Raw genomic sequence first — 13,160 nt, forward strand, 5'->3', positions numbered from 1 at the left:
GGGCATCAGGATTCTATAGAATGCGCCTCACCAAGACGCGGGAATAGCTCAGTTGGTAGAGCACGACCTTGCCAAGGTCGGGGTCGCGAGTTCGAGTCTCGTTTCCCGCTCCAAGCATTAAAAAATGGATCTCTGAAAAGAGGTCCATTTTTTTCGTCCAAAGAAAAGTCTTTCTTTGATTTTTGCCGCGCCCCCCTGAAAAAACTCAGATCCAGCCCCAATGGGCACATTTTGTTGCCAAGGCAACTGATCGTCAGGGGCAATGTGCATCTATTCATCGCTTGTTTACCTTGAACAGATGTCCTAACCGTTGCCAGCGTGGTTCAGGCGACTATCAGAGCAGCGTCATCAACCGCCCAGAGAACGGGCTTTCTTGCCGGCGCGGAAGGCACGAGGCTGCTGAGGGGGTAATACCGTGAAAGCTCAAAGTGATCCCAGCTTGAGCGGGTAGTCGATAACCACATAAGTCCGGTCGATGTCATCGCCAGCCTGAGCGTTATTGGCTCGATGCGTCACATGGGACAGCTGCACGGACAAGTCCTTGGCCCGGCCCGACCGCACGATGTAGCGTAGGTCTATGTCGCGTTCCCAATGCCGGCCGCCATCCCCTTGTTGGGGTTGGTAATCGCCGATGGTCGGGTCGAACGGGTTATACGCACCGCCCTTGGGTGCCTGGGTGCCATCGATGCCACGCCCGGTCACGTAGCGGGTCATGAACTTCAAGCCGGGCAGGCCGAAAGTGCCGAGGTCGAAGTCGTAACGCACCTGCCAGGAGCGTTCATGGGGGCCGTTGAAATCAGCGTACTTGATCGAGTTGGCCAGGTAGATGGAATCACCACCGACGAAGTCGAAGGGTGTGTCGCCGTTGATTTTCTGATAGGCGAGGGTGAATGCTTGGGCACCGGTGGTGTATTTGCCCGACAGGCTGTAGGCAGTGTTATCGATCGCTCCTGTCACGGCCTCGCCATAGTCCTGGGTGCGGTAAAGATTGCCGTCGAAGAAAAAACCGGACTGTTTCAGGTGCAGGTTGGCGTAGTACTGACGCCAGGTGTCGCTCAGTTCCGAGGCATAAAGGGCACCGCCCACTAGGCGATCTTCGAGCAGGTTGACCCCGATAAAATCGATGCCGCCCGTACTGGTGCTCACACCGTAGCCGGAGAAGTCGCCCTTGTGGGTGGACGCATCCTGATTCTTGAAAGCGGTGAAGTGACCGGCCAACAAATGCACGTCGTCGATTTCACGGCTGTCAATCAACAGGCCCGTGGCGTATTCCGGTTGCAGGCGTTTGTCCGCCGTGTCGAACACCGGGGTTTCGACAGTCATTTCACCGAACGCCAGGGTGGTGCGGGAGGCTCGCAGCTTCAAGGCTCCACCACCGCTGGAGTAGCTGTCTTCGCTGCGACCGTCATGAGCCAGAGGTAACAATCCCGTCCCGGAACGTCCCTTGCCGCTGTCCAGTTTCAAACCGAGAAATCCATGGGCATCGATACCCATTCCTATCATGCCGGGAGTGAACCCGGATTCGAATGAGGTGATGAAACCTTGAGCCCATTCCTGTTTGTAACTCTTGTCTGTCGGCGAAGGCGATCGATAGTCATTGTTGAGGTAGAAGTTTCGGCTGAGCACCTTAAGCGTCGACCCTGCCAGCAAACCTTGTGCGGTTTGTACGGGCTCGGCGGCTATCGCGGTTCCGGCTGTGCTCGTGAGCAACATGCACAGCCAGAAGGGCACCAGGGGGCCAGTCGCGTTGCCAGGGCCTTGAATTGCAATAAGGTCGTTGGATGCATACATCATATTCATTCACCGCGCGAGAAGTGGCTGCGCAGCCAGCGAGTCGGGCGCGAGCGGCCCGGCACCTTCACCGCTGAGAAGGTGCCCCGCAGAGAAGTTGGCTTAAGTCCGGGGTTGTGATCACTGGATCAGCGGGACATTTTTCGGTCGCTGGTAAGGGCCGTATTCGACGGGCACCCAGGCGAAGGCTTTTTCGCGATTGCTGATATGCCCGATACCAGGGAAGGGCAAGTGAGCACCGGCAACCCAGGTGCGGTCATGAGCGACTTGTTTGAACAGTTTTTCGCGAGTCTCGACGGCCTGTTTACCCTGCACATCGAAGCCGATGCTCACTTCCGGATGCTGGAACTGCACGGCGAAACTATGGATCAGGTCACCCATGAACAGAATGCTCTGGCCGTTGGAGCTGAACGTGTAGCCGCTGCTGCCGGGTGTGTGGCCGGGCAGGCTGACCGGGGTGACGCCAGGCACCAGCGACTGCTCGGGGGTGAAGGTTCTAAAGTGGTCGGCGGCGACATAGGGAGCCACCGATTTACGGGCAATCTCGAAGTAGCCACGGGCATCTGCAGGGGCCTTGTCCAGGTTTGCCTGGCTGAGCCAGTAATCGGCTTCCAGTTTGGCGGCATATACCGTGGCATTGGCGAACACGGGTTCACCCTTGGTGTTGATCAGGCCACAGACGTGATCGACATGCATATGGGTGAGCAACACGGTATCCACTTGCTCAGGTTGGTAACCGGCAGCGCGGATATTGTCGGGCAGCCAGCCGGCGGTTTCACCGAAACAGGCACCGGCACCGGCATCCACCAGCACCAGGTTTTGGCCGGTATTGATCAGGAATGCGTTGAACGCGGTCGGCATGCCTTGGGTAAAAATGAACTTGCGTTCGAGCATGGCGCGAATGTCTTTCTGCGAAAGGCCTTTGAGCAGCGTTGGTCCGAGGTCGCTGTAGCCATCGAACAACGCGGTGACTTCATATTCACCCACTGCCAGGCGCTGATAGCCAGGGACTTGAGTGTGTACTTGCGGCGGTGGCGCCGCTTGAACCTGACTGGTTGCAAACGTGAGACCGAGGGCTATCAGTGAGCCCTTGAAGTGGATGGGGAGGTGCTTGAGAAGGCTCATGGCTTGCTTCCTGGTTGCAATAAAAAAGGCGTGAGGAAGCGGCTACGCATATGCGCAGCCGCTGTCGTCACTCAATGGCCTTCAGAGGCGTGGAACATGGTTTTGGCGTAGATCAGACCCAGGCCGTAGGCGCCGCCATTGGCGATCGAGGTCTTGACGGTTTCCTCGTAGGTTTCAGTACGAGCCCAGTCACGTTGGAGCTCCAGCAGGTATTGCAACGCCGTCATCGGGCGGGCGCCGATCTGGATCATGCGTTGCACGGCCATTTCATGGGCTTCGATGGAGACATCGCCGCAGGCATCGGCGATGAAGTAGACCTCAAAGCCTTGGTCGATAGCTGACAGCGCCGGGCCGACGATGCACACGGAGGTCCACAGACCGGCGAGGACGATTTTCTGTTTGCCGAAGGCGTTCACTTCGACGGCGATGCGTTCGTCTTCCCAGGTGTTCATGCTGGTGCGGTCGATCACTTTGTGGTCTGGAAACACTGACTTGATTTCGTCGAAGATCGGGCCGGAGAAGCTTTTTTCGGCAACGGTGGTGAGGATGGTCGATACCTCGAAGCCCCGGGCGGCCTTGGCTACCAGCGCGGCGTTGTTACGCAGGGTGACGGCATCGATCGACTTGGTCGCGAAGGACATTTGCGACTGATGGTCGATCATGATCAGGGTGTGGTCAGTTGGGGTGAGAAGGGTTTTGCCTGGAGCTGCTTTTGCGAGTGCCATGATGTTTTTCCTTACGTATGACTGAGGATTACTTGGGTTGCTCGGCGACCTGTGCCGTCGATTGATGAAAAAAGTCATCGAGCCTTGCGTGGCGATGGGCTGGAGGAACCGTCGCCTCATTGGTCTAGTCGAGGAAATAGTCACGCATTCCACATAGCGGGGATTGAACGCTTGTGCTGCATTTTTGGATGTTTGTGCGATAGCGTGCGGTTTTTCGATAGGGCAGCGGTCTGACGCCAGGATGATTGCCAGGGAGGGAAAATGATTCAGGAAATGGCAAGGACAAGGTTGGCGGCGACGATTTTCAAATTGAGCGTTTGACTCGGTGCATCTCTCGAAACACCCATGTCACGGTCGCAGGGAGGCCTATTTCGGTTGAAGCGCAACCTCGAGAGCCGTCAACAACGCGTCGGCGCTGAAGGGTTTACGCAGGCATTCGTTGGCGCCGTAGCGGCTGGATTCAGTCAGTGTCGCTTCATCCCAGTATGCCGACATGCATATCACCGGAAATTTTCTGTCCAGGCGTGCAAGCGCTTGCATGACCTCTATTCCCGAGAGGCCCTTCATTTTCAGATCCAGCAACAGACAGGCGACGTCATCAAAGTTGTCGTGAGCCAGAAATTCCTCTCCCGAAGCGAATATCCGACAGCGGTAGCCAGCCGACCGGAGCAGGTTGGCCAGGCTTTTGCGCACGGACGCATCGTCGTCCACGATGCAGACGATGATCATGACGTTGCCGGATGATCCGGGGGCGGCGCAGCCAGTGCCGATAGTCATGAAGAACCCTGCATGACTGACGCCGGCTCCGCGCTGATCAAGCCATACAGGCTGACCAGGCTGACCAGAGAGCGGGTCTGCATCTTCTCCATGATGTGTTTTCGGTGGACCTTGGCGGTGACTTCACTGGTGCCCAACCGGTTGGCGATGTGCTTGTTGGATAGCCCCGCGACGATCAGTGGCAGCACTTCGCGCTCACGGGGTGTCAACAGGGCTGCCCTTTGACGAGCGCTCTGAATGCGCTGCCATTGCTCGAAGGACTTCGCTGCACGCTGACGGGTGGTGCGCAGGATGTCCAGCAACTGGTCGTCATTAAAAGGTTTGGTCAGGAATTCGACCGCTCCCGCTTTCATGGCCTGCACCGACATTGGAATGGTGCCGAAACCGGTCATGAAAATGACTGGCCACGGATGCCCGCGTTGTCCGAGCGCCGATTGCAGTTCCAGCCCTGTCGCCTCGGGCAGGCTTATGTCCAGCAAGAGGCAAGCGGGGCCGATGTCGAGGTCAGCGCCAAGCAACTCCTCCGCCGAGGCAAATATCCGGTGCACGATACCTTCGGCTCGCAGCAGTCGGCTGAGCGCTGTGCGCACGCAGGCGTCATCGTCCACGATGAACACCGGCACGCTGTCAGGATCAATCCTCTGCTGATCCTCGGACGCCAAGGGGCCCAGGGCGGCAGGATGGAACAGGGGCAGGGGCGGTTCATGGTCTTTCAATAATCGGTAACCTCGGCGCGGGACCGTCTGGATGAGTTGTTTTTCGCCGAGCAACTTGCGCAGTGAGGAAATCTGCACCTGCAGATTGTTTTCCTCGACGACGGTGTCAGGCCAGACCTGTGTGATCAATTCATCTTTGCTGACGATTCGGCCATCGGCCTGCATCAGCACCGAGAGGATTTCGAACGCTCGGCCCCCGACACGCAGCGGCCGTCCATCAAGAAAGGCTTCACGCCGTTCCAGGGAAATAGTGGCTTGGCCGAGTCGGATCATACGTTCCTCTGCACTGCGTTGACGGGGAGTGACGCCGGAATGTCGTTTATCAGGGCTACACGCTAGGGGACGGCCCGACATATTGCAATTATCCCGAGGGATAACACGCGATGGTTTTCAGGTGCGAAAACCACCGGCAGTGGGGCCTCTCAACGGCCATTCTGATGCCGATTACGGACAAGATGGTTCGCCCGCAGCCCTCTGACCAGAGCGGTGCGTATACTCTCGAGGCTCAGCCCGAAACGAATCTTCAGCGGTGATTGTTCATGCCCAGCAGCCCTCTCTCAGCATCCGGTTTCCGCAGTCTTGATGTCGTACATGATGAAGCCTGGCTGGAACGTTGCACCTTCACCATGCTGCGCCGGGAAAACGATCTGACCTGGTTTACGCTTCAGGATCCGCAATCTGGAACATCCTGGCTCGCCGCCCGGGCACCGATTCGGCGGCCTGCCACATGCCAGCAGCTGGAGCGAGATTTTCACCGGGACCTGGATCCTGCCTGGGCGATAGCCCCTGTCGCGTTCATCCGCTCGGCCGAGGGGCCTTTGTTGGTCTATCCCTCGTCGGGAACGCCGCTGATGGATCTGATCAGTGATACAGGGCTGCCACTGGGGCGCATGCTGGCCATCGCTGTAGCGGCGGCGAATGCGCTTTCATGTGCGCAGAAAGTGGGCGTGCGTCATGCCTGTCTGCAACCCCATCACCTGATGGTGGATGCCGCCAATTCGGTCAGGTTTCTGGGTTTCCACAGCCATTGCGCGGAGGCGTGCGCCGCGCAATTACCTGGTTTGGAACAATGGCCGTATCTAGCCCCAGAGCAGGTACGGCGCGATGCCGCTAGTTTTGACGCGCGCAGTGACGTCTATGCCCTGTCTACGATTCTTTATCAAGCGCTGACCGGCAACCTGCCGCTCACCGCCCGAGACCCGTCCCAATGGCTGCACGTGCATGCTGCCGTCCAGCCGGAATCACCGGCGATTCATGTCGCCGATCTGCCGGAAGGTATCTGTCGAGTTCTGCTCAAAGGCTTGGCAAAAGAGCCGGGTGCCCGCTATCAAAGCGCCGCATCGATGGCCGCGGATCTGGCTTGGTGCCAAAATCAATGGCTGGAACATGAGTGCATCGACGCGTTTCGGCTGGGCGCTTTCGATGCGTTGCCTTCCTTGGCCCGCGGCGGTGTTCTGTTCGGTCGAGACACCGAGCGCACGCAGCTGATTGAACTGCTGCAGCAGGTTCGCAACGATGGCATCGCCCGGGTCCTGCTGGTCGGCGGAGCGCCGGGCGCCGGCAAGTCGACGCTGATCCATCAGGGCGTCCGCCCCCTGGCGCCTGGCTACTGGGCTAGCGGCAAAAGCAATCTGCAGCAGCAGGAAATCCCCTACGCACCGTTGTCGGAAATTTTCAGATCGTTGATGACCCAGTTGCTGGGCAAGCCAGCCTTGGAGCTGGAGATGCTTGGCGAGCAACTGGTCGAACGGCTAAAGGGACGGGGGAGGATCCTGGTGGAGCTGGCGCCCGAGGCTGAGCTGGTCATCGGTGTCACGCCTGAGTTGCCGAACATGCCGGCGCGGCATGCGCTCGATCGCGCCAACCGCACCCTGCTCGATGTACTGGAAGTCTTCGCTCAGCCGGGAAGGCCCTTGGTGCTGTTCGTGGATGATGTGCAGTGGGCGGACGATTCGACCCTTTCGTTCCTTCAGACCTTCGTCGATCGGCGGCCCAGGCATCTGCTCCTGTTCCTGGCGTACCGCGAGGCCGAGTCGCAGGCTCTCGAGCGTGAAGGTGGATTGGTGGAGGTGCTCGGCCGTGGGCAATCGGTGCCCTGTACACGCGTCATGCTGGGTCCATTGTCGGAGCCCGCGGTCGCTGAACTGATCGCCGCTGAACTGGACACCGACACCGCGGGTATTGAAGCGCTCGCACAAGTCGTGCACTACAAGACGGCCGGCAACCCTCTTTTCGTCCGTCAGGTGTTGCGAGCGTTGATCGATGAGCGTCTAGTGCGCTTCGACGTGCTGAGTCGCCGCTGGGTCTGGAGCCAGGAGGAGGTGGACAGTTATCGCTATGCGGACAATGTTGCCGACTTGATGGTGCAGCGACTCGAACGGCTGTCTTTGATGGAGCGCGAAGTGATGCGCACGGCCGGATATGTCGGTGGGCGCTGTGACGAATCGCTGCTGCACCAGCTAGTGCCGTGTGATTCGCACCAGATCAGCATCGATGTGCAAAGCCTGGTCGATGCGGGATTGCTGCTGCGCGAGCGCGAGCAACTGGTGTTTCCCCACGACCGTATACTGGAAGCAGCCTGCCAGCTTCCTGCACAGTCGGGACGCGCCGCCGAGCATGCCCGTATCGCTGGCGCCATGCTGGATCAGTGGGGCGAGCAGATCCATGAGCGTGTGTTCGAAGTCGCCAGCCAGATCCAGCGTATTGACGTCGATACACTGGAGGCCTATCGCCGTACCGAGTTCGTTGAACTGTTGGTCGAAGCCGCCGAGCGCGCGAGGGATACCGCTGCCGTCGAGCAGGCCGTGGGTTTTCTGCGCACTGCCGAGAATTTGCTCGGCCAGTCGGGTTGGTCCGGCCTTTACACCCAAACGTTCGCCACCCAATGGCTGGCTGCCGAGTGCGACATGCTTCTGGCTGATCTGGCCGGCGCCCAGCGACGCCTTGATGATTGCCTGACCCATGCCACCACAGTGCTCGACCGCGCGAAGACCTATCGGTTACGAGCCACCTTGCGCACGCTGCACTCCGATTACGAAGGGGCGATCACCGAGGCGCTGAATGGTCTGACCCTGTTGGACATTCCCCTGCAGCGCAAGCCCTCGCAGGAACAACTGACCTTGGCGTTTTCCCAGGTACGCGCACTCGTCGGCACACGTCAGATCGCTGATCTGGTGCATTTGCCCAAAGCGAATGACCCGTCTGTCGAAGCGGCCATGGAATTGCTCAGTACGCTGACTTCTTCGTTCTTCGTCAACGACGGTATTCGTTTGTTGCATCTGGCAAAAATGGTTGAACTTACACTGCTGTATGGCACGACGCCGGGCAGCGGTTACGGGTTTGCCTGGTTTGGCGTGATGATTGCCGAACGCTATGACGAATATGTGGACGGACAAGCCTTTGCTGAATTAGCGCTTGAGCTCACCGACAAGCATGGCTATGAAGCAGGGCGCACAGGCACGCTGGTAGCGCTCGATCAAGTCAGCCCGTGGACTCGACCGATGGCCTACGCTCGACAGAAGGCGTTCGCCGCATTCGAATGCGGCCAGGCCGGTGGCGACCTGGGCATGTCCTGCTATGCCTGCAACCACATCGGCTCCGACCTGCTGTTCATGGGCGAACCCTTGCAAGGAGTGTTGAACGAACTGGATCAGGGTCTGGCCTGGGTGCGGCAATTCCATTACATCGATATTGAGCGCATTCTCCTGGCGCAACAGGCGTTCGCTATTGATCTGCGCGACGGGCGTGCGCAACGGCCGCTGGCCGAACTGGACGGCGTCGAGCATGACAGGTTCGGCCCCATTGATCGCCGCAGCGTGTCACAACCGACACTGTTTTATTTGTGGCTGTATTCCGGCATGTCCGCGTTTCATTTCGGTGATATCCCTTACGCATTGCGACGTTTCGAAGAAGCTGCCGCGCTGGCCTGGTCGATTCCGGCGCATATCAATCTCGCGGATTACTACCTGTTCTACAGTTTGGCGCTGGGCAGTGCGCAGGCGCCCGGCGAGGTCGTCGAAAAGCTGCAAAAGCTCGAGCAGCAACGTCAGCGGTTTCAGTCATGGGTCGAGCTCAACCCGACGACCTTCCGCAGCAAACTGCTGCTGATCGAAGGGGTGATTGCCCGCTTGCGCGGTCAGGAACTGGTGGCCATCCGCTGCTTCGATCAGTCGCAGATCGCCGCGACGGCGGCCGGTTTCATCCATGAGCAGGCGCTGGCCCACGAACAGCTGGCCGATATCTGTTTACCGAACGGACTGGTGTCCGGCGCCAACCACCATCTGCGCGTCGCGCGCGACTGCTACAATTTGTGGGGCGCTGGCGCCAAGGCACGTCAGCTGGAGGCCTTGCATCCGTTTCTGAAGGCTGAGTCGTCATTCGACTCGGCCCGGCCCGTGACTCAGGTCCGGCTCGATCTTGAAGTGGGGATCGAGGCGGCGCGTGCACTTTCGCAGGAAGTGTTGCTCGAACGTCTGGTCGAAACCCTGATGAATCACCTGATGATTCAGGCCGGTGCCGACAATGGCGTGCTGATGATCGTCATCGGTGCCGAACTGCAACTGGCGGCAACGGCCTCCGTCGAGGCCGGCAACGTGCGGGTCGCACTGGACGCCGGGCAACCACTCGAACAGTTGGCGCCGACCTCGGTACTCAACGCGACCATGCGCACGCGCATACCTCTGGTGCTCGATGATGCCGGGGCCGATTGTCCCGAAGCCTATAGCGCCGATCTGCAACAGCGCCAGACGCGTTCCTTGTTGTGCCTGCCGTTGCTCAAACAAGGTACGTTGATCGGTCTGGTTTATCTGGAGAACAGTCTCGTCCCTAATCTGTTCAGCGCCGAGCGCCTGACCATGCTGGAAATTCTCGCCTCCCAGGCCGCCGTGTCGCTGCAAACCGCCCGGCTGTATGCGCAGCTGGTCGAGGACAACCAGCTGCGCGCGCAGATGGAAGCGGACTTGCGCAGCTCCCGGGCTGAACTGGCGCGTAGCTCGCACCTCAAGGTCATGGGTGAGCTTTCGGCTTCGATTGCCCATGAGATCAGCCAGCCGCTGCTGGGCATTTTGTCCAACGCCTCGGCCAGCCTGCGCTGGCTCAAGCGTGATCAGCCCGATCTGGAAGAAGCCATTCAGGGGCTCGAAGACATCCGCTCGGATAGCGCCCGCGCCGCCGATATTGTCCAAGCGCTTCGCGCGCTCGCCAAACAAGCGCCGTTGCAACGGCTGCCGGTGCAGGTCGACGATTTGATTGGCGAGGTCGTGCGCCTGATCGCCACCGACCTGGCGAACCGCAACATACGACTGGAAACCCGTCTCGATGCGCAATGCCCGGTGTGGATCGATGCGGTGCAGATCCAACAGGTGGTGTTCAACCTCATCACCAATGCGCTGGAGGCCATCGCCGGAGCCGCAATCACGAATGGGTGTCTCATCATCGGCTCTTCGGTCAAGGACGATTATGTCCAGGTCTGCTTCCAGGACAACGGACCGGGTATTGGCGCGCAACAGCGCGAGCAGATTTTCGATGCGTTCTACACCACAAAAGGCAGCGGCATGGGTATGGGGCTGGCCATTTGCAGGTCGGTGATCGGCGCACACGGCGGGACGCTGGTCGTTCAGGACAGCGAGCAGGGTGCCAGGATCTGCTTCAATCTGCCGCTCGCGCCGGCCAGCGCCGGATAAAAAAGGGCCGCATGAGCGGCCAAAGGGAGGAGTTCGTTTTGTCGACCTCGATCAGTTCACACGTGCAGCTCCTGCACGCGCGACTGTCCCACGCCGTCGACCAGGCTATCGCGAATTCTCCAATCAGGTATGTCCCGATCGATCACTGACGGCTGGGGAAGATGGCGCGTTGCATGATCAAAGGCCCGGCGCCATGCCTTGGGTGACATTCCTTCCAGGCGGCTGAAGGTGCGGGTGAAATGCGAGTGGTCCGCGAAACCGCATTCATAGACGACATCGGTGATCGGCATCGAGGTGATTAGCAGGCTTTTGGCTTTTTCGATTTTCATCCTCACTAACCAGCCTTGCGGCGAGTGGCCGGTAACCCTTTTGAATGCCCGGGAAAAATGGCTACGAGACAGGTTGCAGTGTTCGGCAATCTCGCTGATGCGAATGCAGTTGCTCATTTCACGGAGCATCAGCTCCTTGGCGCGGCGCTCCTGCCAGCCGGACAGGGCGCCCAATGGTCGGACAAGGGTGCATGGATGGTTTGAATTCACCGATTGCGGGTTCATGGCGGCTCTCCTTTTCGTTCAGGAAAGTCTGTCCCTCGGCGATATTTAAAGTCCTTAAGCAAACCTTAAGAGTTATGAAACGCTGCCCCCGCTATCTATCTGACGGCTCGGATTGTTGAGCCGTCCAGTACCCGCCCGCGATACAGATCCTGACCAGACATCAATCCAACTGATGCCGATAAGGCAGGTCCGGCCCGGTCTTGCCGCAGGTCAGGGCGGCGGCGCTGACGGCGAAGGTGAGCATCGCGTCGATCTGTTCGCGACTCAAGCGCTGCAAACCCTCCACCGAATCCAGCTGCTGTTCGGTCAGCCAGGCGATCAACGCCGCCTGGAAGGTGTCGCCGGCGCCCACGGTATCAGCCATCACCACTGCGCAGGCCGGCGCCGACCAACTGCCATGGCGGCGGCTGAATACCGTTGCTCCCTGGCCGCCACGGGTGAGGAATACCAGTTGGCAGCGGTGTTCCAGCCAGCCATGGATCACGCTTTGCGGATCACGCTCGGGGTAGAGCAGGTTCAGGTCCTCGTCGCTGACTTTGATCAGGTCGGCATGCTCGACCAGAGTGTTGATGCGCTCGCGCCACAGTTCGATATTCGGTTCTGGATTGAGTCGCACATTGGGGTCGAGGCTGATCAGGCGTTTGCCGCTTTCCCGGCGGACCAGGGCCAGCAGGGTGTCGGCAATCGGCTGCACCACCAGCGAGTACGAGCCAATATGCAACCCACGCACTTCAGCGCCTAACTCAGGTAAGTGCCCCGGCAACAGCTGGCGATCGGCACAGCCTTCGCCTCGGAAACTGTAATGCGGCGAGCCGTCGGCACCGACGGCGACCATCGCCAGGGTGGTCGGTGCGTCGAAATCCTGCAGGTAGTCCGGGCGCACGCCTTCCTCCTGCAGCACTTGCTGTAAACGCCGGCCGAGGTAGTCGCTGGACAGTCCGGCGAACAACGCCACGTCGATGCCCAGACGGCGCAGGCCGACGGCGACGTTGAACGGCGAACCACCGGCAATCGCTTTGTAGTTCACTTTTGAAGATTGAGCGTTGACGTCGTTTTCACTGAAGAAATCGAACAGCGCTTCACCACATACCAGATACATAGTCATTCGCTCTTTTAAAGGTTCGCTACAAGTTGTGATCGTAGGCGGGATCTTAATTTGTGATCGTGAAGTCAGCGATATTGCTGGCCGACATCACAATGTCGGCATTCGGAAGGTCGTTGCGATGAACTTTTTCATAGGAAGTAGATTCATCGAAACCCAATGATCGCCATCGATCAAGCAGGCGCGCTTCCAGGGTTTTGCGGTCAGCCTGCAGCATGATGGTGGCGTCAAAACAGTCTTTTAAGGACGACCATGGGGCGAGGTCTAATAGAAGGTAGTTTCCTTCCACGATGAGATATTTCACGTCAGAGGGAATCAATTGTCCTGCAGCACGGGATATCTCCAGGATTCGATCGAATACCGGAACGGCAACCGCTGGTTCGTTGTTCGCACGAAGTCGTAGCAGCAGACTCCTGAAGCCACCCACATCGAATGTATCAGGTGAGCCCTTACGATCTAAAAGGTTCAAGGATCCAAGAACCGCGTCATCGTAATGAAAGCCATCCCCGGGAACGACAGCTGCGCTCCCCGGCTTAACGCTATTAAGAGCCTCTACCAAGGCCTGAGAGACGGTGGACTTACCGGCACCAGGCGGTCCCGCTAGCGCAACGACAATTCGATTACCAGACAGAGCCTTAACGTAGTTGAGTAGCTCTGTACTTACTATTTGTTTTGTTTCGGTAAACATG

9 protein-coding genes and 1 tRNA gene are annotated in these 13,160 nt (G+C 58.8%); 2 read left to right on the plus strand and 8 right to left on the minus strand.

Annotation, left to right across the window (positions count from 1 at the left end):
• Window positions 1-37: 37 nt before the first annotated feature.
• A tRNA-Gly gene (locus AB4O41_RS00350) sits at window positions 38-113 on the plus strand.
• Window positions 114-423: 310 nt separating this feature from the next.
• Here AB4O41_RS00350 and AB4O41_RS00355 read toward each other — a convergent pair.
• The 5 genes from AB4O41_RS00355 to AB4O41_RS00375 all read right to left on the minus strand — a co-directional run bounded on the left by AB4O41_RS00355 (window position 424) and on the right by AB4O41_RS00375 (window position 5,407).
• Entirely contained in the window at window positions 424-1,794 is a 1,371-nt protein-coding gene (locus AB4O41_RS00355; protein WP_460145717.1) for an OprD family porin, read from the minus strand.
• A gap of 117 nt (window positions 1,795-1,911) precedes the next feature.
• A complete protein-coding gene (locus AB4O41_RS00360; protein ID WP_460145718.1) occupies window positions 1,912-2,916 on the minus strand; it encodes an MBL fold metallo-hydrolase in 1,005 nt (334 codons plus the stop codon).
• A 71-nt stretch (window positions 2,917-2,987) separates the two neighbouring features.
• A complete protein-coding gene (locus AB4O41_RS00365; protein WP_030130686.1) occupies window positions 2,988-3,641 on the minus strand; it encodes a hydrolase in 654 nt (217 codons plus the stop codon).
• Between the two features lie 366 nt (window positions 3,642-4,007).
• Window positions 4,008-4,370 (minus strand): response regulator transcription factor, encoded by a 363-nt coding sequence (locus AB4O41_RS00370; protein ID WP_460148231.1) that lies wholly within the window; start codon window positions 4,368-4,370, stop codon window positions 4,008-4,010.
• Between the two features lie 44 nt (window positions 4,371-4,414).
• Window positions 4,415-5,407 carry a response regulator gene (locus AB4O41_RS00375; protein ID WP_460145719.1) on the minus strand — a complete coding sequence of 331 codons (993 nt, stop codon included), beginning with the start codon at window positions 5,405-5,407 and terminating at the stop codon, window positions 4,415-4,417.
• Between the two features lie 353 nt (window positions 5,408-5,760).
• On the opposite strand from AB4O41_RS00375, the gene AB4O41_RS00380 reads away from it, so the two are divergent.
• Window positions 5,761-10,815: a trifunctional serine/threonine-protein kinase/ATP-binding protein/sensor histidine kinase gene (locus AB4O41_RS00380; protein ID WP_460148232.1), complete on the plus strand. Its 5,055-nt coding sequence runs from the start codon at window positions 5,761-5,763 to the stop codon at window positions 10,813-10,815.
• Window positions 10,816-10,871: 56 nt separating this feature from the next.
• Here AB4O41_RS00380 and AB4O41_RS00385 read toward each other — a convergent pair whose 3' ends face one another.
• The 3 genes from AB4O41_RS00385 to AB4O41_RS00395 all read right to left on the minus strand — a co-directional run bounded on the left by AB4O41_RS00385 (window position 10,872) and on the right by AB4O41_RS00395 (window position 13,159).
• Window positions 10,872-11,369: a helix-turn-helix transcriptional regulator gene (locus AB4O41_RS00385; protein ID WP_460145720.1), complete on the minus strand. Its 498-nt coding sequence runs from the start codon at window positions 11,367-11,369 to the stop codon at window positions 10,872-10,874.
• Between the two features lie 160 nt (window positions 11,370-11,529).
• Window positions 11,530-12,468, minus strand: coding sequence for a carbohydrate kinase family protein (locus AB4O41_RS00390; RefSeq protein ID WP_460148234.1), 939 nt, complete (start codon window positions 12,466-12,468; stop codon window positions 11,530-11,532).
• A gap of 52 nt (window positions 12,469-12,520) precedes the next feature.
• Window positions 12,521-13,159, minus strand: a complete 639-nt coding sequence (locus AB4O41_RS00395) for a nucleoside/nucleotide kinase family protein (RefSeq protein ID WP_460145721.1) — start codon at window positions 13,157-13,159, stop codon at window positions 12,521-12,523.
• Between the last annotated feature and the right edge of the window lies 1 nt (window position 13,160).

It is taken from the genome of Pseudomonas sp. S2_A02, from assembly GCF_054668495.1.

Coding starts and splice junctions, on each gene's coding strand:
- AB4O41_RS00355 (WP_460145717.1), bottom strand. CDS start 1,794: ATGATGTATGCATCCAACGACCTTATTGCAATTCAAGGCCCTGGCAAC.
- AB4O41_RS00360 (WP_460145718.1), bottom strand. CDS start 2,916: ATGAGCCTTCTCAAGCACCTCCCCATCCACTTCAAGGGCTCACTGATA.
- AB4O41_RS00365 (WP_030130686.1), bottom strand. CDS start 3,641: ATGGCACTCGCAAAAGCAGCTCCAGGCAAAACCCTTCTCACCCCAACT.
- AB4O41_RS00370 (WP_460148231.1), bottom strand. CDS start 4,370: ATGATCATCGTCTGCATCGTGGACGACGATGCGTCCGTGCGCAAAAGC.
- AB4O41_RS00375 (WP_460145719.1), bottom strand. CDS start 5,407: ATGATCCGACTCGGCCAAGCCACTATTTCCCTGGAACGGCGTGAAGCC.
- AB4O41_RS00380 (WP_460148232.1), top strand. CDS start 5,761: ATGCTGCGCCGGGAAAACGATCTGACCTGGTTTACGCTTCAGGATCCG.
- AB4O41_RS00385 (WP_460145720.1), bottom strand. CDS start 11,369: ATGAACCCGCAATCGGTGAATTCAAACCATCCATGCACCCTTGTCCGA.
- AB4O41_RS00390 (WP_460148234.1), bottom strand. CDS start 12,468: ATGTATCTGGTATGTGGTGAAGCGCTGTTCGATTTCTTCAGTGAAAAC.
- AB4O41_RS00395 (WP_460145721.1), bottom strand. CDS start 13,159: ATGTTTACCGAAACAAAACAAATAGTAAGTACAGAGCTACTCAACTAC.